Annotated in this window: 18 protein-coding genes; 4 read left to right on the top strand and 14 right to left on the bottom strand. The window is 45.5% G+C overall.

The genetic code is table 11. The features are described from left to right. Positions 1-69: 69 nt before the first annotated feature. The 9 genes from N4J56_RS23585 to N4J56_RS23625 all read right to left on the bottom strand — a co-directional run bounded on the left by N4J56_RS23585 (position 70) and on the right by N4J56_RS23625 (position 12,076). Positions 70-2,286, bottom strand: a complete 2,217-nt coding sequence (locus N4J56_RS23585; protein ID WP_317108660.1) for a nitrate reductase — start codon at positions 2,284-2,286, stop codon at positions 70-72. 535 nt (positions 2,287-2,821) lie between these two features. Next, the gene (locus tag N4J56_RS23590) at positions 2,822-4,336 is read right to left on the bottom strand and encodes a NarK family nitrate/nitrite MFS transporter (RefSeq protein ID WP_317108661.1); all 1,515 of its coding nucleotides are present in this window, start codon (positions 4,334-4,336) and stop codon (positions 2,822-2,824) included. Between the two features lie 373 nt (positions 4,337-4,709). Next, positions 4,710-4,868, bottom strand: coding sequence for a hypothetical protein (locus N4J56_RS23595; RefSeq protein WP_317108662.1), 159 nt, complete (start codon positions 4,866-4,868; stop codon positions 4,710-4,712). Positions 4,869-4,884: 16 nt separating this feature from the next. Beyond that, entirely contained in the window at positions 4,885-5,721 is an 837-nt protein-coding gene (locus N4J56_RS23600; RefSeq protein WP_317108663.1) for a nitrate ABC transporter ATP-binding protein, read from the bottom strand. A 226-nt stretch (positions 5,722-5,947) separates the two neighbouring features. Then, entirely contained in the window at positions 5,948-7,948 is a 2,001-nt protein-coding gene (locus N4J56_RS23605) for a nitrate ABC transporter ATP-binding protein (protein ID WP_317108664.1), read from the bottom strand. Between the two features lie 106 nt (positions 7,949-8,054). Continuing rightward, a complete protein-coding gene (gene ntrB / locus N4J56_RS23610; RefSeq protein ID WP_317108665.1) occupies positions 8,055-8,888 on the bottom strand; it encodes a nitrate ABC transporter permease in 834 nt (277 codons plus the stop codon). Then, positions 8,818-8,973: a hypothetical protein gene (locus N4J56_RS23615; RefSeq protein WP_317108666.1), complete on the bottom strand. Its 156-nt coding sequence runs from the start codon at positions 8,971-8,973 to the stop codon at positions 8,818-8,820. Before N4J56_RS23615 ends, ntrB begins: the two co-directional genes overlap by 71 nt. A 96-nt stretch (positions 8,974-9,069) precedes the next feature. Beyond that, positions 9,070-10,404, bottom strand: coding sequence for a CmpA/NrtA family ABC transporter substrate-binding protein (locus tag N4J56_RS23620; protein WP_317108667.1), 1,335 nt, complete (start codon positions 10,402-10,404; stop codon positions 9,070-9,072). Positions 10,405-10,483: 79 nt separating this feature from the next. After that, positions 10,484-12,076 (bottom strand): ferredoxin--nitrite reductase, encoded by a 1,593-nt coding sequence (locus tag N4J56_RS23625; RefSeq protein ID WP_317108668.1) that lies wholly within the window; start codon positions 12,074-12,076, stop codon positions 10,484-10,486. An 817-nt stretch (positions 12,077-12,893) separates the two neighbouring features. Here N4J56_RS23625 and N4J56_RS23630 point away from each other — a divergent pair. Continuing rightward, positions 12,894-14,315, top strand: coding sequence for a HEAT repeat domain-containing protein (locus N4J56_RS23630; protein ID WP_317108669.1), 1,422 nt, complete (start codon positions 12,894-12,896; stop codon positions 14,313-14,315). Here N4J56_RS23630 and N4J56_RS23635 read toward each other — a convergent pair. The 4 genes from N4J56_RS23635 to N4J56_RS23650 form a co-directional block, all read right to left on the bottom strand. Further along, positions 14,299-14,709, bottom strand: a complete 411-nt coding sequence (locus N4J56_RS23635; protein WP_317108670.1) for a hypothetical protein — start codon at positions 14,707-14,709, stop codon at positions 14,299-14,301. The two genes, N4J56_RS23630 and N4J56_RS23635, sit on opposite strands and share 17 nt — an antisense overlap. Positions 14,710-15,038: 329 nt before the next feature. Further along, complete coding sequence (locus N4J56_RS23640) at positions 15,039-15,227, bottom strand: hypothetical protein (protein WP_106165912.1); 189 nt, start codon at positions 15,225-15,227, stop codon at positions 15,039-15,041. A 138-nt stretch (positions 15,228-15,365) separates the two neighbouring features. Continuing rightward, complete coding sequence (locus N4J56_RS23645) at positions 15,366-16,574, bottom strand: phosphorylase (protein ID WP_317108671.1); 1,209 nt, start codon at positions 16,572-16,574, stop codon at positions 15,366-15,368. 325 nt (positions 16,575-16,899) lie between these two features. After that, the gene (locus N4J56_RS23650) at positions 16,900-18,531 is read right to left on the bottom strand and encodes an alpha-D-glucose phosphate-specific phosphoglucomutase (protein ID WP_317108672.1); all 1,632 of its coding nucleotides are present in this window, start codon (positions 18,529-18,531) and stop codon (positions 16,900-16,902) included. 685 nt (positions 18,532-19,216) lie between these two features. On the opposite strand from N4J56_RS23650, the gene N4J56_RS23655 reads away from it, so the two are divergent. Beyond that, the gene (locus N4J56_RS23655; protein ID WP_317108673.1) at positions 19,217-20,371 is read left to right on the top strand and encodes a carbonate dehydratase; all 1,155 of its coding nucleotides are present in this window, start codon (positions 19,217-19,219) and stop codon (positions 20,369-20,371) included. A gap of 36 nt (positions 20,372-20,407) precedes the next feature. Then, a complete protein-coding gene (locus tag N4J56_RS23660; protein ID WP_317108674.1) occupies positions 20,408-22,444 on the top strand; it encodes a primary-amine oxidase in 2,037 nt (678 codons plus the stop codon). Between the two features lie 87 nt (positions 22,445-22,531). Here the strand turns inward: N4J56_RS23660 and N4J56_RS23665 are convergent, their stop codons facing one another. Next, positions 22,532-22,756, bottom strand: a complete 225-nt coding sequence (locus N4J56_RS23665) for a hypothetical protein (RefSeq protein ID WP_015155559.1) — start codon at positions 22,754-22,756, stop codon at positions 22,532-22,534. 72 nt (positions 22,757-22,828) lie between these two features. Here N4J56_RS23665 and N4J56_RS23670 point away from each other — a divergent pair, with 72 nt between their 5' ends. Then, positions 22,829-23,206, top strand: a complete 378-nt coding sequence (locus N4J56_RS23670; RefSeq protein WP_317108675.1) for a DUF1636 domain-containing protein — start codon at positions 22,829-22,831, stop codon at positions 23,204-23,206. Positions 23,207-23,417 lie beyond the last annotated feature (211 nt).

Below are 23,417 nucleotides of genomic sequence, written 5' to 3' on the forward strand. Positions count from 1 at the left end.
AGACATTCGTTAGAGGCTTGTACCCTCTAAAGTTTTGACCTTTGACTTTTGACTTTTGAATTGTTTTGCTCACACGGAAATAGGCGAGGGCGCAGGATCGTATTGCTCTACTTCTTGAGAAGAAAACAGATTGCTGCTGAGGGGTACGAGTTGTACCGCGCAAGCCTTGAGTTCTGGCTGTCCAGAGTCAGGACAGGCTTCGGGATGGGTGAGGGCATTGGCTTCAGCTTGTTCTGCCCACAATGCCCCCCAATGCATCGGGACAAACACCGTCCCAGGAGCGATCGCTTTTGTCACTTTAGCAGGAAACTTAGCTTTACCGCGTCGCGATCGCACTTCTACCCAGTCGTCATTGTTAATTTTCAAAGTCGCAGCATCGCGGGGATGAATTTCGATAAACGGGTTGGGATGCATCTGTTGAATTTTTTCAATTCTGCCCGTGCGGGTTTGAGTGTGCCAATGTCCGTACAATCGTCCCGTTGTCAAGACAAAAGGATACTTCGGATCGGGTGGTTCTGCCAATCCCCGCGAGTGGTAGGCGGCGAACTTTGCTCTACCGTCAGGGGTATGGAATTTAAAATCTGTATACAACCGTTTGGCTTTTTCGTGACGATCCGATTTCCCTAACTCAGATTCGGGACAGGGCCATTGTTGCGGTCCTTCCGCGCGGAGGCGTTCGTGACTCAACCCTGACATGTCGCAAGGGCGATCGCGCGTAATTTTGGTAAATTCAGCGTAGACTTGAGTGGCAGCAGAAAAAGCGAACTGTTCGGTGAAGCCCAACCTTCTTCCAACTTCAGCAAAGATTTCCCAGTCTGCTTTCGCTTCTCCTGGTGGCTGACGAAAGGCACTACATAGAGTTACGCGCCGTTCGGAATTTGTCATAACACCCGTCTTTTCACTCCACTGTGCGGCGGGAAGCAAGACGTGGGCGTAGGCAGCAGTTTCGGTAGGATAGTAAGCATCTTGGTAAATGGTAAAAGGCGATCGCAATAGTGCTGCTTTCGTCCTTTCCAAATCTGGCATACTTACAGCTGGGTTAGTTGCTGCAATCCACAATACGCCGACTTCCTCTGACTCTAACCCTGTAATCATTTCCCAAGCAGTGCGACCCATGTAGGGTGAAATACTACCAGATGGCACGCCCCAAACTCCCTCTAATTCGGCGCGGTGTTGTGGATTTTTCACGCTGCGGTAACCTGGAAGCAGATGCGCTAATCCCCCTGCTTCTCGTCCACCCATTGCATTTGGTTGTCCTGTCAGAGAAAATGGACCCGCACCAGGCTTGCCAATTTGCCCTGTCATGAGGTGCAAGTTGATAATGGTTCTGACCTTTGCCGTACCTTCTGAAGACTGGTTTACGCCCATCGACCACATCGATAGGACGCGCTTCGATTCTTTCCAGTATCGCGCCGCCGTCTCTAAGTCTGCGGTGGAGATCCCGCATCTTTGCGCCACCACTTCTGGGGGGTAATCTTGAATTACCTCTGCATAAGCAGGAAAGTTACTCGTACAATCTTCAATAAAATCTAAGTCGATACAGCCCCAACGCATCAGTAAATGGGCGATTCCGTTCAGTAGGTCGATATCCGTCCCAGGATGAATCGCTAGATGCAAGTCAGCAGCTTCCGCCGTAGTTGTGTAGCGGGGATCGACGACTACCATTTTGACGTTGCGGTTCTGCTTGCAGTATTTGTTGAGGCGGTTGAAAATAATTGGATGACACTCAGCCGTGTTCGTACCGATTAAAAAAGCGCAATCGGTTTGTTCCAAATCCTCGTAGCAGCAGGGAGGACCGTCAGCACCAAAACTTTGTATGTAACCAGCTACCGCTGACGACATGCACAAGCGAGAGTTGGCATCAAAGTTATTCGTCCCCAAACACCCCTTCATGAGTTTTTGCGCGATGTAATAGTCTTCGGTCTGAAACTGACCGGAACCATACATGCAAATTGCGTCAGCCCCTTGAGTCAGACGGACTGTTTGAATGCGATTGACAATTTTTTCAAATGCTTCTTCCCAGCTTACCTGGCGGAATTCTTCATTCAGCGAGTCTCTCACCATTGGATAACGTAAGCGGCTTTTGGCGATCGCTTCTGCTATTGTCGCGCCTTTGACGCACACCATTCCTTGGCTGGAAGGATGGGCTTTGTCCCCTCTCACTTTCCAGACTGGGTTCCCTTGACTGTCTCGATTGGTAGCTTTGCCAGCAGCGGCTGGGGGTGAGACTTCTAAGCCGCAGCCGACACCACAATAAGGACACAGGGTTTTGGTGGAGTCAGTCATGACAGTGTTACCGCAATTTTTTCGTTAATGGGCTTCAAGTTTAAAGTTGGAGAATTAGTAGAAGATATTTCAATAAATTTGACAGTTTTTCACCACTTTAAACCACGATTCTACATTACCAGATAACTTACCTACGTTCGGAATTTTAGTCTGTAGAAGATGTTACATAAATACCGTTTTCAAGAGTAAAATTGTCTGAGAGTTCTGACATAATCAAAATCGAAAAATTAAATAGATACTATTTGTTTTTTAGCTTATTCGTGCTATTTACTGGTTCACTTCATAGTAAAAATTATAACCATAGATAGAGGTAAACGAATATAGTATTTAAAAAACTTTTGGCGAGCGCAGCGATTTGTCATTGGTTGCTGATAACTGTTAACTGATAACTGATAAGTATCATTAAGTACTAATACATAGAGAAAAACAGGAGAACGCAGATAAATTTTAAACTGCGTTATCCCGTATAAAAATATAAATTTTAAACTGCGTTATCCCGTATAAAAATTAGGTAGGTGGAATGCAACAAGAGATTTTATTCTAATTCTTCTGCCAACATAGAACTACTTGGTAGCGCATGTTCTGCTGTCGCAGTATTAGTTTCGTAATCTTCAGCAAAAGAGCCTTTTGGTTCCTTCAAGAAGAAGGCGCATAAGCTAGCACAAACTAGAGCAGCGATTCCCATTGTGGCAAACAAAGTACGAGCATTGGTCAGGCTGAGAATTGTTAAATAAATTACCCCACCAAAGTTACCATATGCTCCGACATTACCAGAAATTTGTCCGGTAATTTCTTTTTTAATCAGAGGTACGATTCCGTAAGTTGCACCACAACCAGCTTGGGCAAAGTAAGCAGAGAGCATTGTCACGGCGATCGCGAGTGGTAAAGCCCAGCTACCATTAATTTCGTAAGCGAGTAAGTAGCTAATCCCAATTCCAACCGAAATAACTGTCATCGTCCATTTACGCGAACCTAGTTTATCGGAAATTAAACCACCACTGGGACGAGAAACTAAGTTTAAGAATGGATAGCATGAGGCAATGATACTTGCCATGTGATGATCCAAGCTAAAAGTTGTTTCAAAGAAGATTGGGAGCATAGAAACTGCTGCCAATTCCGAACCAAAATTGGTGACGTAAGTGAATTCGAGTAAAGCAACTTGACGAAATTGATAGCGTTCGGATGGAGCGTAAATTTTTTGTCCGGTTAATAACTCTTTATTGACGCGCCAAGCTTGATAAGTTTGGTAAGCATACAACCCTAATAGCCCAATCCAAACAATATACATTTGGCTTGGGCTGAGGAAGTGGATTTTAGGTTGAGCCAAACGCCAAGCTAACAAACCAAGAGCGAAAATCAGACCGAAATTTGACAGCAGCATGGCATAAAAACTGCCTTTGCTGGTGACTTCCATCGCGCCATTTTTCTGAGGACGCTTGTAAACTTTACCGCTAGGAGTATCTTGGACAGTATTGAAGTAGATAACACCGTAAATTGCAGCAACAATACCTGTAAGGGCGATCGCTAAGCGCCAGTTAGATGCACCACCTGCAACAAAGCCAGTAGCTACTGCAAGAATTGGGAGAGCAAATTCAGCACCAAAAGCTCCAAAATTACCCCAGCCGCCATAGACACCTTGAGCAATACCAATATCCTTAGGCGGGAACCACTCAGACACCATGCGAATGCCAATGACAAATCCAGAACCGACAATCCCCATCAGCAAACGACTCCATACCAACTGGTTGAAATCGTGAGACATTGCTGTTGCCATACAAGGAACTACGGCAAACATCAACAGAAAAGAGTAGGTAATTCTCGGTCCAAACCGATCCAGCAGCATACCGATAATAATACGGGCTGGAATTGTCAGTGCTACGTTGCAGATGAGGAGAGTTGTTTTTTGCGGATCGCTTAAATGAAGTTCTTTCTGAATTAATCCGGCAAAGGGTGCAAAGTTAAACCAACAAACGAAAGTTAAAAAGAAAGCAAACCACGTTTGATGTAAGATGCGATAGCGACCCTGGAAAGAAATTAAGCCTTTGAGCATGAGATGACTTCCTAAGTCAAAAGAGTAGGAATTGCAAAAGTTGCACTATTGGCAATTCTGAAATTGCCTCAAGAGTGTTGTAAGAGCTATTGGGTTCTATGAGTCTGAATCAGGCTATCTTTGACCAGTTTGAAAAAGTTCTATCAGTGTCGAAAAATCTTGGCAAACCATACCGTAAACATTTGCTGACTTGAGTTTTTATTTGCACAAATTACATCCATAACACTGATAGAAAAGTGATTGTGTCTGAATTTTTAATGGTACTTTCAATACTGGTTACTACTCTAGATTGGATTACTAAAGCCAGAAGTTTCGTATATTTTGTAACGAAATTACATTAATTATGAAATAAACGCATAATAATCATGCATTTTCATACATATTTACCACCTAAAGACAGATTGCAAAAAAATCGCGATCGCGCTATTTGTTTGGCGATCGCTATTTCAGTTATCAGTAGGAACAGGGAGCAGGGAGCGCACAAGCAGTTAATTCTGACTTCTGACTTCTCAAAAGTCCCCTCACTCCTCACTCCTTACTCCTCGCTCCTACTCTACGTGAGCGTGGCGATGATACAAGAAGTCGAGAATGTGGTTGCGCAGTTCGTAGTAACGGGGATCTTCGATGATACGAGCGCGTTGGCGGGGACGGGAAAAGGGGACTTCTAAAACTTCGCCAATCGTTGCCGAGGGACCGTTAGTCATCAAGATCGTGCGATCGGATAAAAATAGGGCTTCGTCAATGTCATGCGTGATCATTAGCACGGTGACGCGGTGTTCTCTCCAAATTGTTAGCAGTTCTTCTTGGAGTTCTTCTTTGGTAATGGCATCCAGCGCCCCGAAAGGTTCGTCGAGGATCAGGATTTGGGGACGAATTGCCAAAGCACGAGCGATCGCCACTCGTTGTTTCATCCCACCAGATAGCTGACGCGGCTTTTTATCGGCAGCTTCCGTCAGTCCTACCATTGCTAAATGCTCTTTAGCGATCGCTTTTTTCTGCGCCGCTGGCATATTAGGATGAACGGCATCAATTGATAGATAGACGTTATCAAACGCCGTCATCCAGGGCAGCAAAGAGTAATTTTGAAACACCATCATCCGTTCTGGTCCTGGTTCGGTGACGCGATCGTTTTGCAGCCTGACTTCCCCTGTAGTCGGTTTGTTAAATCCTGCCACCATGTTCAACAGGGTAGTCTTACCGCAACCAGAGTGACCGATCAGACAGATAAACTCACCTTCGCAAGCAGTGAAATTGACATCTTTTAAAACTGTGTAAGAACCATTTTTCGTCGGATAGACCTTGGAAACATCTTCTATGACTAGAAAAGGGGTACGGGGTGTAGGGTGTAGGGTGTGGGGTGTAAGGTGAGTTTCTCTAATTTGCATGTTTTTTTTAGGGAGTAGGGAGTGGTAGGGGCGGGTTTTTTTGAGGAGTTTGTACTAGAACAAACAATTCTACGATTAAACCCGCCCGTACAGGAGTGGGGAGTAGGGGTAAGAGGTGAGGGGTAAGGGGTAAAAGGCAAGAGGCGAGAGCTAGATTTTGACTTCTTCTTTGTCTCCCTTGTCCTCCTTGTCTTCCTTGTCCCCCTTGTCTCCCTTGCCCTTCTTTTTAAACAGTGACTACAGGATCGATCGCGATTTCTTCTACGCGGATTTGGTGTTTGATTTCCAAACTGTTGAGGTAGTCGATCGGGCGATCGGGATAGAGGATTTTGCCGTCAAATAGTTTGATGGGTTGGGGATCGTGTCCGATGTCCATGAATCCTAGTTCGCGGGCGGCGATGCCAAATACATCAGTACGACTGACGCGATCGAGGACTTCGACCCAGTTTTTCGGGAAGGGAATTAATCCCCAGCGTGCCAACTGAGTCAAGATCCACAGCAAATCGGTGCGATCGCGATAGTTGGCTTTGTCTACGTGGAATTGGTTGAAATGCAGTAGTTGTTGGGGTGCGGAACCGTCGCCGCGATTGTAGGGATCGAGGAACCCAGGACGGGTGTAAGCGGGATCGGAACCGACGTATTCCGGTCGGCAGAGTAATTCGAGAATCTCTTCCCGATGGCGGCGATCGTCGCAGTAGTCGCAAGCTTCTAATAGTGCTTTAACCAGGGCAACGTGAGTTTGGGGATACTGGTTCGCCCATTCTTCCCGCACGCCTAAAACTTTTTCTGGATGTCCCGCCCACAAATCTAGATCGGTGGCAACGACAAATCCCAGTTCTTCGTAGACGGCGCGGGAATTCCAAGGTTCGCCGACACAATAACCGTCAATGTTACCAGCTCTGAGATTAGCTACCATTTGTGGTGGCGGAATCACGGTTAAGCTGACATCTTCATCGGGGTGGATGCCTCCCGCAGCTAGCCAATAACGCAGCAGCAAGTTGTGCATTGAGGCTGGGTGTACCATCCCGAAGGTATGGACGGTATCGGAGTCAGAGGCGATCGCGGCTTTTAAGTCAGCTAGGGTTCTGACTCCTTGCTCGAAAAACTTTTTGCTCAGCGTAATCGCGTTACCGTTACGGGAGAGGGTAAGGGCGCTGACAATGGGAACTGGAGTTTTACCACCCGCCCCTAAAGTCATGGCTAAGGGCATCCCTGCAACCATTTGGGCAGCATCTAAGCGTCCCGTACCCACACCTTTAGCGATCTCCTTCCAACTCGGTTCGCGGCTGAGGTGGACATCGGTTAAGCCGTATTTGGCAAAGAAGCCTTTTTCTTTAGCTACGACTAATGGAGCGCAGTCGGTGAGGGGAATAAAACCGATTTCTAAATTGACTTTTTCTAAACCGTTGCCAGCAATGACAACGTGTTGTTTTGCTTTGCGCTGCTTGATGCGTTTTTGTTGGTTGAGGAAGTAAATCAGCTCGTTACGCATGGCGTAGTAGCTGGGATGATTCACGACTTCCATCCGCTGCCGGGGACGGGGAATGTTGACATCCAGAATTTGTCCGATCTGCGCTTCGGGACCGTTGGTGAGCATGACAATGCGATCGCTCAGCAATAAGGCTTCGTCTACGTCATGCGTCACCATCACGCAGGTTACGTGACTTTCTTCGCAGATCTTCATCAATTGTTCCTGCAAACCACCCCGCGTTAGAGCATCTAACGCCCCGAAGGGTTCGTCGAGTAGCAGTAACTTGGGGCGAATTGCTAAAGCACGGGCGATCGCCACCCGTTGTTTCATTCCCCCAGAGAGTTCGCCTGGACGCTTATCTCTAGCGTGACGCAAGCCGACTAAATCGATGTGATGTTCGACAGTCGAGCGTCTTTCTGCCTTGGTTTGATTTTTGTAAACTTCATCAACTGCCAGCGAGATATTCTCGTACACTGTCATCCAGGGCAGTAGAGAGTAGTTTTGAAATACCACCATGCGATCGGGACCAGGTTCTTTCACCTGCCGTCCTTCTAGGATTACGCCGCCACGACTGGCACGGTCTAGACCAGCAATAATATTTAGTAGCGTCGATTTGCCACAACCAGAGTGACCGATCAAAGAAATAAATTCACCCTGTTTAATTTTTAATTCAATATTTTTCAGCGCCGTGTAGGTACTACCATTCGGCAGGGTGAATATTCTGTCAACGTGGTCAACTTCAACAAAAACTGACATGGTAATTGGTAGTTGGTAATTGGTAGTTGGTGGTTGTCAATTATTAATTGTTAATAGTTGATTGCTAATTGCTATTAACGATTAACCATCAACTATTAACCATTTCCTAATGCTGTTCTTCTGGAACGACTTTACTAGCAATGAAAGCCACTAGTCTGTCTAATAGCAGACCGACGACACCGACATAAATCAGAGCGATGATGATTTGACTTAATAAAGAGCTGTTATAAGCGTCCCAGATAAAGAAGCCGATGCCGACACCACCAACTAACATTTCTGCGGCAACAATTGCTAACCAAGATAAGCCGATCCCAATTCTTAAACCTGTAAAGATGTAAGGCACGGTGGCGGGAAACAGAATTTTAAAGAAATATTTTTTTCCCCTGAGTTTGAGAACTCTGGCAACGTTGCGATAATCTTGAGGTAGCTGTTGTACGCCCACTGTCGTGTTAATGATAATGGGCCAAATTGCTGTAATGAAAATTACAAAAATTGCGGAAGGATTAGATTGTTGTAATGCTGCCAACGATAAAGGCAACCATGCCAAAGGTGGAACGGTTCTGAGAACTTGAAAAATTGGGTCTACAGCGTTGTAAACAAATTCATTCGAGCCAATCAGAATTCCCAGAGTAATTCCGACAATGGCTGAGAGGGAAAAACCGATTGCTACCCGTCCCAAACTAGCCAGAATTTGTAATGCTAATCCCTTATCCGTACCACCATTATCAAAAAAGGGATTGATGATGTAAGGGTCCCATGTTTCTTGGATTACCGTGAGTGGCGAAGGCAAAGCGAGAATCCCACTCATTGTAAGTAACTGCCAAACAACTGCAAAAATGGCGATCGCAACGATGGGCGGAATCACTTTTTTAGCGATAAACTTGGCGATCGCTTTCTGCTGTAAACTTTTTCTCGAACGACTCTCTAGCGTTGCGGTCATGCTCCTCCGATTCTGCTGTGGTTGCTAAGAATATTGTGGGAGTCGGGAGTCGGGAAGCGGGTGGAGGCGGAGGTGTCCTCCGCATCGGAACTGCGTAGTCGGGAGTCGGGTGTAGTAATTCAGAAATTGCGAATTTCTTCCTTGTCCCCTTTACTCCTCGCTCCTCGCTCCTTAACTCTCATTAAGCCTTCTTAATCTTTAGACTCTTCAAATAAGCTTCAGGATTTGCCGGATCGAATTTGACTCCATCAAAGAAAGTTTCCACACCACGGGAAGTACTCTTAGGAATCTCTGCATCTGGTACGCCAATCGCTTTAGCAGCTTCTTTCCATAGATCTTCGCGATTGACTTGGTCTACAAGTTTCTTCGTGTCTGTATTTGCCGGAATATAACCCCAGCGAATATTTTCCGTCAAAAACCACAAGTCATGACTCTTATAGGGATAAGAAGCATTGTCTGCCCAGAACTTCATTTTGTGTGCATAGTTTTCTTCTGTACGACCGTCGCCGTAGTCAATGTTGCCCTTGGCTCGCTCGATAATATCTTTAGCTGGGACTCTAAACCACTTCTGCTGGGAGACAATGTTCACCATCTCCTCTTTGTTTTCTACTTTTTCGCACCATTGTTGGGCTTCTTGTACTGCCATCAATAATGCTTTCGCTGCATTAGGATTTTTATCTACCCAGTCAGCCCGCATTGCAAAAGCTTTTTCTGGATGGTCGTTCCAAAGTTCTCCAGTTACCAAAGCCGTGTAGCCTCGCTTTTGGTTCACCAGTTGGGCATTCCAAGGTTCTCCTACACAGAAAGCTTCCATGTTGCCCACTTTCATGTTGGCGACCATTTGCGGTGGTGGAACGGGGACGACCGAAACATCAGAGTCAGGATTAACACCACCAGCCGCTAGCCAGTAACGAATCCACAAGTCGTGTGTCCCGCCAGGAAAGGTCATGGCTACCTTGAGATCTTTGCCAGCAGCTTTAGATTTAGCGAAGGCTTCCTTGAGTGGCGTGCTTTCCTTAGCTACCTTTAACTCCTTGTAAGTTTCAGCAACAGAAATTGCCTGACCGTTGGTATTCAACCTTGCCAGAATGTACATGGGAACCTTTTTACCCTCAGTAATCGTTCCCAAGGTCATTAGGTAAGGCATTGGTGTGAGAATATGCGCCCCATCAATTCCACCACCACCAGAACCTAGTGTTAAGTTATCGCGGGTGACGGGCCAAGAGGCTTGCTTTTCCACCTTCACATCAGTCATGCCGTATTTGGCAAAAAGTCCCTTTTCCGCAGCAATAATCAAGGGTGCAGAATCAGTCAGGGCAATAAAGCCTAACTTTGCTGTAGTCGTCTCTACTTTGGGAGCGTCGGCAACGGGACTAACATTAGCTGTCGAACTAGTATTCGTAGTAGAGGTATTGTTACTTGCCGTGTTGCTTGAACTGCAACCGTGAACGAAAGCTGAACCTGCTGCTGCCGCGCCTGTCGTGATGATGAATTGCCGTCTTGTAAACTTGGTCATTCTTGAAGTGGTAATTGGTAATTGGTAATTGGTAATTGGTAATTGGCGAGAGGTAAATTTTGACTTTTGACTTCTTTCCCTAGCCCCTCGCTCCCAAGATGGCTTCTTGCCTCGGTCTAGCGCCGAAATGCTCGATGAGTAAATTTCGCAACACTGGCTGCAAATCGTCGCAGGGAATTCCCTTTGTAATGCAGCTACCTAAATGAGCATCCTTGCCGACTTTGCCACCCATGTAGATGTCAACACCTTCTACAGCTTTGCCATCTTTACGGGCTTTGGTTCCCATCAGCCCAATGTCCGCTACCTGGGGTTGTCCGCAGGAGTTGGGGCATCCCGTCCAGTGAATGCGGACTGGTTGAGTAAATCTTAGTTCTGCCTCTAGCGCCTTAATTGTTGCCAGCGCTCGATTTTTGGTTTCAATCAAGGCAAAGTTACAGAACTGAGCGCCCGTACATGATACGAGTCCTCGGGTCAGCGTCTCGGGTTCTATAGAGAAGCGTTGTAAGAGTGGTTCCGCCAGGAAGGTTCCGAGACGCGAATCGGGAATGTTGGGAATAATTATGTTTTGTTCTACAGTCAGGCGAATCTCACCAATACCATAAACTTCTGCCAACCGCGCTACTTCAAACATATCTTGAGCGTAGAGCCGCCCGACAGGAACGTGTAAGCCGATGTAGTTTAGTCCTAGCTGTTTTTGAGGGTAGACTCCAATGTGGTCGCGTTTTTCCCAGTCAATTTCGTCTTTAGCGGCTGCCGATCGCAAAGATTTACCCATTCGGGTTTCTACAGCTAGACGGAATTTTTCCATCCCCCACTCGTCAATCAGCCACATCAAGCGAGCTTTTTGTCGATTGGCTCGCAGCCCATTATCTCTATAAACTTCCAAAACTGCTTTGCATACAGCCACCACTTCTTCTGGTGCTACCCAAGCATCGAGAGGAACCGCCGCCTCGCAACGTTTAGCAGAAAAGAAACCACCAACTAGGATGTTAAAACCAAATTCTTTTTCCCGATTTCCGACTCCCGACTCCCGACTCCCGTCCTTAAACGCCGGAACAAAAGCCAAATCGTTGATCTCTGCATGGACGGAGTTATCGCGACCCCCAGTAATGGCAATATTAAATTTTCGCGGTAGGTTGGTGAATTCTGGGTTTCCCTCACCGTAATTGGTGATTGCGTCTTGCACTTGATGCACCAAGTCTCGCGTGTCAAATAACTCTTCGGCATCGAGTCCTGCTAGCGGATCGCCAGTAATGTTACGGACGTTATCCATCCCCGATTGGATGCTGGTTAATCCCACAGCAGCAAATTTTTGAAAGATCTCTGGCAAGTCTTCAATCCGAATGCCCCGCAGCTGAATATTCTGTCTGGTAGTGATGTCTGCGCTACCGTCATCGCCATAGCGTTGCAGGACTTCACCCAGCACTCGCATCTGATGGGTGGTGATAATGCCATTAGGCATCCGCAGCCGCATCATGAATTTACCTGGAGTGACTGGACGAAAGAACACGCCTAGCCACTTAAGGCGATGGTCGCGATCTGTTTCATCCATTGCTTCCCAGCCAATAGAGGCAAATTGTTCGATCTCTGCTTTAACCGCAAGACCATCTTTTTCTGCTTTAAATTTTTCAAATTTATTCAGACTTGCCTTGGAGGTTGCTGCGTCCGTCATATGGCTTTATCCCTGTTATCTGCTATTTTCGTGCCACTACCAGCACTTATGTTGAAAAAATCAAAAATTCCGCTAGTTCTAAGTTTCTGTCAGCTGTCAGATTTTGTTACAACCTGCTTTCCGTTGCCTTCCTTGGCAAAATCTTCTTTTCATTGTAGGATTGACGTTTGCAACGTACCTTCAGTTTGTTTGGGGCTGGAATCAAACAAGACACCACGCAGTTGTTTTAAAATGGCATCATATGAAAATTCATCCCTGGATTTTTGATACATTCGATACTTTGCGATCGCCTTCTGTACTATTAACCCTCCGAATTTAAGCAACAACCCCAGTCCTTGCAGTCTGAATAATAGTTTGATGGATCGCAGTTCGATCGCGTGCTGACCCGTGTTGCTTGCTCGTTAAAAACTAAATTACGCGGATTTTTCCTACCAATTCGTAACTTAAGTAACAAATCATTGCTTTTATTGAACTTTTTGCATCATTCCTATGCAGATATGACATAGAAATCGGTACAAAGACGGATGTAGCATGTCTCAATTAGGTCAGACTGAAAACAGTTGTCAGTTAACAGTTATCAGTTGTCAGTGTAGAGACGTTACATGTACCGTCTATATAAAGTTGTCAGTGGTTGGTGCGTGTAGGCGATTATGTTACGTCTTGACATAATTAGCTAGCAGCTAGCGATCGCCACCAGATTTTTCGTACAGAGATTGAGACTTTGTTTTACTAGCACTTTTTATCGCTGCTCCCTACTCCCTGCTCCCTGCTCTCTGATAACTGACCATCATCTAATTCAAATCGCAGTAATTTAACCGTGAATTTACAGACTGCTAATTTGTTAGAACAGGCACAACTCGCCCACGCTGCTTCTAACTGGGCGTTGCTACTCCAATACCTTCAGCAACTCATGGCGGAAGTTGGAAGTCGGAATTCGGAATTCGGAACTAAATTTTCTCCCTCAGCTCCCTTGGCTCCCATTCTCCGAGAAGGGCTATTCTCCGAGAAGCCACCCTTCGGGTGTCTACGCCCTACAGCTCCCTCAGCTCTCTTCTCCCCGACTCCGCTCATCTGGGCAATTGATATTTTGATGTGGGGAGATTTTCATCAACGGTGGGATGTGGCGAAGTTACTGCCTAAATTCGGACGAGAGGCGATCGCATCTTTATTGGAAATTTTGGCAGATGAAGATGCGGATGAAGAATTGCGCTGGTTTGCCGTGCGGAGTTTGGGGACTTTTGACAATCCAGAAGCGATCGCAGCTTTGGTAGAGTTATTGCAAACATCAGCAAATCCAGAAGAACAGGGAATAGCAGCCGCAGCTTTAGCAGAAATTGGCTCGAATGCTGTATCTGCAATTACAAAGTTGTTAGAGCGAGAGAATACAAGAGCGCTAGCTACGCGATCGCTTGCCTATATTCGTACCAAAGAAACAATCGAGCCTCTACTCAGTGTTGTTCGAGACTCAGATGTGGAAATTAGAGCGATCGCGATCGAAGCTTTGAGTAGCTTTCACGATCCTAAAATTCCGCCCATTTTGGTGGAAGCTTTAAGCGATTTGGGGGCAAAAGTGAGAAAAGAAGCCGTTACTGGCTTGAGTTTTCGCCCCGACTTGCGGGAAGAATTGAATTTAGTCGATCTCTTGTTGCTGAGATTGTATGACTTCAGCATAGATGTTTGTCTAGCTGCTGCAAACGGTTTAGGTAGATTAGGAACGGATCGAGCTGCAACAGGTTTGTTCCGAGTCTTGCAGTCTCCCCATACGCCGAGCGCTTTACAGATAGAAATTGTCTTAGCTCTAGGCAGAATTGAAACCTCAGCCAGTCTGGAATATTTACGGCAAGTTTTCGAGCAAATAACTGCAATCGCAATTTGGCAAGAAACAATTCATGCTTTAGGACGAGTCGAACAGTTAAGTTTAAAGCCACAAGCAGCAGAGATTTTACTCGAATTGCTGCGTACCAATCGCTTAGCAGCACAACACGCTAAACTCAAGCAAGCGATCGCTTTGTCTTTAGGTCAATTAGGTGAAATGCAAGCAATTCCATCGCTGATTCAATTACTAGCGGACTCAGATCTTGCCGTCAAATTGCACGCGATCGCTGCTCTCAAACAGTTAAATTCTACTGCTGCCTATCAACAGTTAACTCAACTTGCTGCTGATGCTAACATTTCACCGCAACTACAACAAGGAGTAGCGATCGCTTTGCGAGAATGGGATCTCAGTTCTTCTTTCTAAGTAAATATTTACCCCACTCTACAGCAATGGGGATCTCTGTAAAGGGAATTCGCACGGTATCTTGTGAATCTTGCATGACAAATTCTAGCGCGATCGCTTTACCTTTATTGGGTGGTGTCTCCAACGCTACTGGTTTTTCCTCTACTAGCAAGCGAATTTCTTGCACCCGTTCTAAAGAAAAAGTTTTCAGGTCAATGGGTCCGGTGCGTGTTGGTTTTCCCCAAGTTAATTCGTTGCCGCTCTGTCCCAAAACCGCATAAATATCGTATTTTGATTTTTCAAACTGTTGCGCCCAATTTTGATAGGCTTCTACTTTTTGAAATTCGTTTCGTCCCTGCCAAGCTAACCAAAAAAATAATCCTAGCAGTGGCAACCAAATCAAACCACGTTCCATTGTTTTACTGAGTAGCTATCCTTCTCTAATTATAGAAATTGCTATGGTCTATTTAATGTAGGCAATTCAAGGTGGGCAATGCCCACCCTATTATCTATAAATAAGAAAGTTGGCTACTTGATTTTGCGGGAAATTTTTGTTATTATTTGCTTAATAATGGAAATATATTCAGATTTTTAAAAGTTGCAAATATTTTCATTGTAATATAGATATTATAAAACAAAGCTCGGAAGAAATAAAGTAGTTTGCACTAATTAACACTGGATTATTCGCAATTCGCAACTACAACAATCATGACAAAGCAATAATTACGAATTACGAATTACAAATTAACCATGCAATGCCTTAAACAGAGCATCTGTCAACTCAACAGCTTGCTTGGCTCGTTCTGGGGCTGTTGCACTAGCATCAGTTGCGGCTAGGGCGATCGCAGCAATGTATTCGCGCTTAGTCAATCCTTTATCCAACATGGTTGGGTCTGTAGGATGAGCAGGTGCATTAGCATCATGAGCAGACATAAATCGAATCCTCCAGTATTACAGGTAGCACGAAGTAAATATATACTGCGTTGGCTACCATTTGCGCTCGAGGGAATTAGGCGTTGCCGATTCCCTTGATAAGACGAGGAGAAAACGAGGTTGCTGCCAACCGATCGCTTACAGCTTTTCTAGGAAAGCAAATACAACCCTTGCTTGATTTTCCGCTGCGATCGCAAAAAATGTGCCGATTTGCGTTGCAGCTGCCTCTTCGCCACCACCAGCTAAATCGGAAACGCTTCTGACGGCAATGAAAGGGACGTTGTTGGAATAGGCTACCATTGCCGAAGCGGTAGTTTCCATATCGACAACTAGTACATCCGTGTCGGCGTTGCGGTTGCCTTGTTCGTCAAAATTGAGGGTTGTTGCTAGAAATTTACGATATTGGGCGTTGTCAACAAATGTAGGTCCAGCGACCCCATTTTGACCGACGATGAGTTGAGGTGGTGGATTGATCGGCGTAGTAGGGCAATTTCCCGCCTGGTCAACTTGAGGACAATCTAATAATTTAACTTCCAGCTGACTTGCTTTTTTAAACATTGCCTCATCAACCATAAACCAGAATTTGAAGTCCTGATCTGTCTCTAGGTTGACAGACGCGCCTGGGAATGGAACTTGACGGATGATCTGTTCGTTGTTCTGGTTGAAGTAAAATTGCGGTGCGCGATCGGAACTGACATTTGTATTGCGTAAAAAAGCATTTTTGGCATCTGGTTGAAAGATTCCTGCTTGATTAGCTTGCCCTGGTTCAGATGCTTGTCCTATGAGAAAATTACAGGTCTTGGCTTCCTCTAATGGGTCTTGCAGGACGTGATTGAGCTGAAGTCCGGGTGAGAACGCACACGCTACAATTTCTGCCGTGTTATTGAAATACGTTTCTTGGGGAAAACCCCAACGTTTGGGGATCGTCACCGAACCGATGGGTGTCTCGTTCGGGGTATTAGAGTCGTCGTCGTTTGCCCCAACCCCACCAACTCCACCTGCGATCCCGCTAAAAATCACTTTTGAGACGTTAAATTTGTCTAGCGTTAATTGCGTCACCATTGTAGCGTTGACAATACTGATATTAGTCAGCACGACAACGACGTTCTTACCGCGCAATTTTCCCTTACTAAAGCGATGTCCGTTAATATTTACGCAGCCATCGAATTTATTTTTGCCGTCATTCAAACGCATTTCATCAATAAATCGATCTGCCTCACCAGAGAATGCAGAAATGAGAGCAATTCTGGGAACTGCATCAGTATCAGCTTTACACTCCCCTTGGATTGGTGCGCCTTGAGTGCTGCTGACGGGTAACTGAAACGCAAAAGAGAGCAAAACTGGCAATTGCCACCAACGCGAACTGCTAGTGGTCGTGTTCCTACTAAGGGTAAACCGATGAGTACAGTTAGCCCAAAAACGAGTATGTGACTTGAATCTGATTCAGTTACAACTTGGCGATCGCTAGGAGTTGTATCATTACCCAATGGTTTCCCACAGACACTACAGCAATTGGAATGAGTTCTTGCATGGCGAGAGCGTCGTACAGTCACTGCTAAAAGCTGTTCTCCCAGAGTTTTTGCCATGACATGGGGGTAAGTAATAAGTCGTAAGTCGTAAGTAAAAAACACCTACGGCTTACGATAACTGATAACTGACAACTGATAACTGATTAAGTAATCACTGTCGGTTTTGACATTCCAGTATATTCGCGAATTTGAGCAACTTCCTGGGCGAGCGCAATTGGTTCGGCTAGCGCCTGTTGTACCTCTAGATCTTGTTTGCTAGAGTCACCTTCATAGCTTTCAAAGTAAACCCGTAATGTTGCTCCTTGGGTTCCCGTACCGGAAAGGCGGAAGACGATCCGAGAGCCGTCAACAAAACCAATCCGCACGCCTTGTTTGCTGCTGATACTACCATCAATCGGGTCGGTATAGCTGAAATCATCTCCATATTCGACTTCATATTGCCCGTACCGCTTACCTTTGAGTGTAGGGGCGACAGAACGCAACTTTTCCATTAAGGTGTTGGCGCGATCGCTATCTACTCCTTCATAGTCGTGGCGCGAGTAATAATTGCGTCCGTATGTCTGCCAGTGTTCGCGCACGATTTGTTCTACCGATTGTTGACGCACGGCAAGGATATTCAACCAAAATAACACCGCCCACAACCCATCTTTTTCACGAATGTGGTTGGAACCCGTACCAAAACTCTCTTCCCCACACAGGGTAGCTTTGCCTGCATCGAGGAGATTGCCGAAAAACTTCCATCCTGTCGGAGTTTCGTAACAATCGATCCCCAATTTAGCCGCTACGCGATCCGCCGCTTGGCTTGTGGGCATAGATCTGGCGACTCCAGCAAGTCCTGAAGCATAACCAGGGACTAATTTAGCGTTGGCTGTCAGCACTGCTAAACTATCGCTAGGGGTGACGAAGAAATGTTTGCCCAAGATCATGTTGCGATCGCCATCTCCATCGGAAGCAGCACCAAAATCCGGTGCATTGTCTCCAAACAGAATTTCTACGAGATCGTGGGCATAGACTAAATTCGGGTCTGGGTGTCCGCCGCCAAAATCTTCTAAAGGCGTACCGTTGACTACCGTACCTTGCGGTGCGCCCAAGCTTTGCTCGAAAATTGCCCGGGCATAGGGACCCGTGACTGCGTGCATGGAATCAATGCAGATGCGTTTGCCAGAGGTGAGAAATTGACGAATGCGATCGAAGTCAAATAGCGACTCCATGAGTTTTTGGTAGTCTTGAACTGAGTCGATAACTTCAACCGTCATCTCTCCCAAACGAGACTCGCCTAAAGTGTCTAAATCGATATCTGGCGCATCCAGAATTTTGTAGCGATCGATTGTTTTACTACGGGCGTAGATTGCCTCAGTCACCTTTTCCGGTGCGGGTCCACCATTACCAGTGTTATATTTTACGCCAAAGTCCCCATCCACCCCACCTGGGTTATGGCTGGCAGAGAGAATAATTCCACCCAAGGTTTTGTATTGGCGAATAATACAGGAAGTAGCAGGAGTAGAGAGAATACCGCGATGACCGACCTTAATCCGGCTAAAACCATTCGCAGCAGCCATTTTCAAAATAATTTGGATCGCTTTTCTGTTGTAGTAACGACCGTCACCACCCAAAGCTAAAGTTTGTCCCTGACAACCTTCGAGACTATCGAAGATGGATTGGACGAAGTTTTCTAAATAGTGGGGTTGCTGAAACACTTTGACCGCTTTTCGCAATCCAGAAGTACCTGGCTTCTGGTCGGTAAAGGGAGTAGTGGAGACTTCAAGGATATTCATGGAATAGGTTATTGTTCCTGACCGAGCGTTTGCAACTGTCAACTTCTCAAAAAGGGCGATCGCGCTATTTTGAATTTTCGATCTATATTCATTACTGCACTTAGCGCTATGACACTTTGCTTGGAATCACAAAATGTCTGGCGCTATTTTCACATTACCATCCTCCCTTGCCATCATTCCCAAGTCAGTTATCAGTGACTAGTGAAGAAAGAGTGTGGGGTGTGGGGTGTGGAGATAGGGTGTGGGGTGTAAGAGTTAATTGAGGATTGCGTAGTGCGATGAAAGCTGAGAGGAAGGTGCAGAGGCGATCGCTACGCTCATGCTTCTTCTACCGAGCAATTTTACAAATCAAAAGGTTGCCGAACAAGCGTTTAATTTAGAAAAACGATGCGCTGCTGTGTCGCTTTTAAATTCACCATGAAAGACATAAATCCAAATATAGCCTGTATAAACCAATTGTGAAATACCGTCCCTCTGTCTGTGACATGATAATTGTGCTTTCAAAAATGACAAATGACAAATGACAATTCTCACTTGTTAGTTCACAACTCAAATAAACATGCTGTAAAAGTTGTCATTTTGATAAATTGCATCTTGTATTATTATTATGGCGAACTATTCAACCTTAGAACTTCAAGGTAAGCTTCTAAATACATAATTTGCTATAGCTTTTGGTAAAGAATCTATGCTAAAGAATGCTAAAAGTAGGTTGAAGTTTTTCGTGTTTCTCGGTCTGATTGTTATTATTATTACACTAAAAACGATTGCTGTTAATGTTCAGTCTCAGGGTTTAACCAGTTTATTTGAACCATTTAAAATCGTAGTTAACTCTAGCTTTATTAGTCCGTTAGATGAGTTTTTCGGTGATGTTTCAATCGGTCGTAAAGTTTTTATTGCTAGTAACACTATCATCCGAGCGGAACCCAACACTCGCATTTGTATTGGCGATCGGACTAATTTTCAAGACAATATTTTATTTCTAGCTCTCCGTAGAAATACGGCTCCTCCAAGTGCTTGTGCGGCAAAATCAAGTAGTACTGGCGAACGAGTGAGTATTGCTCATCAGGCAAATATTGAGAATTCACAAATTGGCAACTTCACCTTTATCGGTTTTCATACTCGCTTGAGTAACGTAGTGCTAGAAGACGGTGCTTTTGTACTGCATGGTGCGATTCTGTCAAACGTGCGGATTGGCAAAAACCGTTTAGTACCAATTGGGGCAGTTATTACGACTCAAGCGCAGGCTGATGCTCTCCCACTCAAAACGGAAGCTAATTCTAAGTTTCAAGAAGAAGTATTAGAAGTCAATGCCGAGTTTGCTGAAAACTACAGCCACCTATACGAAGAAGCAGGATTTGATGCCGTAACGGGTGTTAGTACAGCACCAAAAACATCTTGGAATCCAAAACCAGTTAAACCCACAATCGGTCAGAATGTGAAACTCGATGAGTTTGCTCGCATCGTTGGAGATGTCAGGCTTGGCAATAATAGCACCGTAGGACAGCGAACTTCAATTCGTGCTGATGAAGGCACGCCAATTATTATTGGGCAGAATGCCCAAATTGAGGATCGAGTCACGTTTCATGCGCTCAAAGGTACGAGCATCCGTATTGGTAAAAACTTAGATACGAGCGATAACATCGTTTTTCACGGACCTCTCGAAGTTGGCGATAATCTCACAATTGGAGATGATACTGTATTATTTCGTTCTAAAGTTGGTAATGACGTGACAATCGGTAGCGAAGCTATAGTGGTGGGCGTAACGCTGCAAAACGGTGTAAAAGTCCCCGATCGCGCTATTATCACCACCCAAAAGCAAGCAGATACCTTAGTGCGATAGCCAAGACTGCAAATCTGATAGCGCAGAAATTTTTCTATGTTGCAAATTCTTTCCCAGTTATTCTCGCAGTGGCGAAAGCAATTTTGGTTATCCATAGCCACGTTCATCATATTCGCGATCGCCATTGGTTCGATGCGGCTCTCTCTAGCTCGAATCGTCACCCCTACTCATCCGCTCGATGCATTAACGGCAAATGAGATTACAGCAGCCGTTGCAGTCATTAAACAGAAAATGCCCCAACGGGAAATTCACTTTCCCATCGTTGCTCTGAATGAACCAGATAAAACAGAAGTCTTGAATTTCAAGCCAGGGCAACCCTTCAAACGAGAAGTTTTTGCCGTGGTTTACGATCGCTCTCAAAACAAAACCTACGAAGCTGTTGTAACTTTAAAACCGAAAACTAAAGCTGGGGTTTTGTCATCCTGGCAAGAGATTCCTGGCGTGCAGCCAGCCATCATGGGACCAGAATATGAAATAGCAGCGGCAGTCACCAAAGCCGATCCGCGCTGGCAAGCAGCCATGAGGAAGCGAGGCATTACTGACTTCAAACAAGTTATCGTTGAAGGCTGGGCAGTAGGGCTGGTGACTGAAGCAGAAAAGTCAAGTGGGGCGCGTCTGTGTCGAACGTTATCTTACTTCAAAGGCGATCGCTGGAACTATTACGGTACGCCAATAGAGGGAGTCGTTGCAACTGTCGATCTCAATGCTAAAAAACTGGCTAGTTTTAGCGATACGGGTGTCGTAGCTCTCTCCAAGGAAAATTGGGACTACAATCGGCGATCGCTTAGCCCTCTAAGAACGGCAGCCAAATTACTAAAAATCCTGCAACCAAACGGTCACACCTTCAAACTCAATGGTCATGAAGTGAGTTGGCAGGGGTGGAAATTCCGCTACATGATGCATCCACGGGATGGTTTGATCCTTTACCAAGTGCAGCATGAAGACGGTCGCGAATTTCGTCCAGTCATGTATCGTGCCAGTTTATCTGAAATGGTCGTTCCCTATGGCGATCCCAATCCGCAGTGGTCGTTTCGCAATGCCTTTGATATCGGAGAATACAATTTTGGTACGCTAACTAATACCCAGGAACTAGGTAAAGAAATTCCAGAAAATGGGGTATTGCTAGATGCAGTGCTAGCAGACTCGCAGGGGAAACCTTATGCCATGCCTGATGTTATCGGCATTTATGAAAAAGATGATGGCGTGTTGTGGAAGCACTACGATTATAGATCCGAACGCAAGGATGTCCGACGCGATCGCCAGCTCATCGTCACAACGACAGCAACAATCGGTAATTACGACTATGCCATCAACTGGATCTTTCACCAAGACGGATCGTTAGACGTACGGACTGACTTGCACGGACTTATTTTAGCCCAAGGCTCGGATTCTGTCACCACTGCAAATCGAGATACCTACGGCAAGTTAATCGCCAAAAACATTGTCGGTGTCAATCACCAGCACTTTTTTAACTTTCGGTTAGACCTGGATGTAGACGGCGAAGCAAACATGCCAATGGAAATGACGGTTCAATCCTTACCTATCAGTGCAAATAATCCTCACGGGAATGCGTTTGTTACTAAACATGTACCCCTAAAATCAGAGAAAAGCGCCGTTCGGGATCTAAATATAGCAGAACACCGAGAATGGGCGATCGCCAGTACGACTCGCAAAAATCAACTCGGCGCACCCACAAGTTACATGTTAATGCCATCTGGAAATACAGTCTTTTTCCCCAGCCAAGACGCAACAATTCGCGATCGCGCGGGCTTTGCCACTCACCACTTCTGGGTGACTAAGTATAAGCCTAAAGAACTCCACGCTGGAGGAGAATATCCCAACCAAAGTAACTCCCAACAGGGATTACCTACTCTGATTGCAGATGATGAGCCGCTTATAGGTCAAGACTTGGTAGCTTGGTACACGTTCGGTACTACCCACGTTCCTCGCCCTGAAGACTGGCCTGTTATGCCCGTTCACCATGCTGGTTTTAAGTTGATGCCTGTAGGGTTCTTCACGCGCAATCCTGCGATCGACTTACCAGAACCAACGCCCATCAATCACTCTTCCTAGATCGAATAATTATGGGTTGCTAGCAATCTCTCACACTTATCTAGCAACCTTAAATTACCTGTGCATTGCATCCTAAGGTACGAATATCTATTGTCCTAGACCAGCTAAGTACCCAAAGATGCCGTGACCAGTCAATACTTCCATTGCAATCAAAGCCACAAAACCAATCGCTGCTAGCCGCCCGTTGAGTAGTTCTGCGTACTCGGTAAAACCAATGCGAGGGGTCTCATCTACATACATTTTGGGTTCGACTGCGAAATTGTTGAGCTTTTCGCCTTCGCCAGGTGAAGTAATATATCCAGAGCGTGTCATGAGATTATTTTTGTCTATTTGTTACTTTGTCTTAAATAAAATTAACAATATCTATTAAGTTTTGCAACATCTATGAAAGAGAAACACACTGTATTTGTCTGTACGACCTGCGCCAGTACTTGGCAGGACGGTAAACGAGTAGGGGTGAGTGGTGGTCAAATCTTGTTCGAACGCTTAACCCAACTTTACGAAGAGTGGCAACTCGCACCAGAATTTTCTTTACAAGCAGTGGAGTGCATGAGTGCGTGTAACTCTCCCTGCGTTGTGACGTTTGCGGCAGCAGGAAAGTGTACTTATGTATTTGGGACAATACCTGCTGAAGATAGCGCTGCTGCCATACTCGACTGCGCTAGCAAGTATCATGCTAAGAACGACGGTCTGCTGCCTTGGTCGGAGCGACCGGAACCACTGAAAAAAGGTATCGTAGCGCGAATTCCGTCAATTAGTTAGTGAACTGTGAGGTTTTAAATTCTCAGGCTGGTCTCACCCCAGCCAAAGCGCTACTATCCACCCGTCAATTACGAATTACCAATTAACAATTGATTTTGTAGTCAAAACTACAGTTGAAATGCGATCGATATTCTATTTGGTAAGGTAATTCAACATTAACGACAGACAAACTGCGATCGCTAAAAAGTAGCAAGTCGTCAGTAACTTCTGA

Source organism: Chroococcidiopsis sp. SAG 2025 (assembly GCF_032860985.1).
Lineage (GTDB): Bacteria > Cyanobacteriota > Cyanobacteriia > Cyanobacteriales > Chroococcidiopsidaceae > Chroococcidiopsis.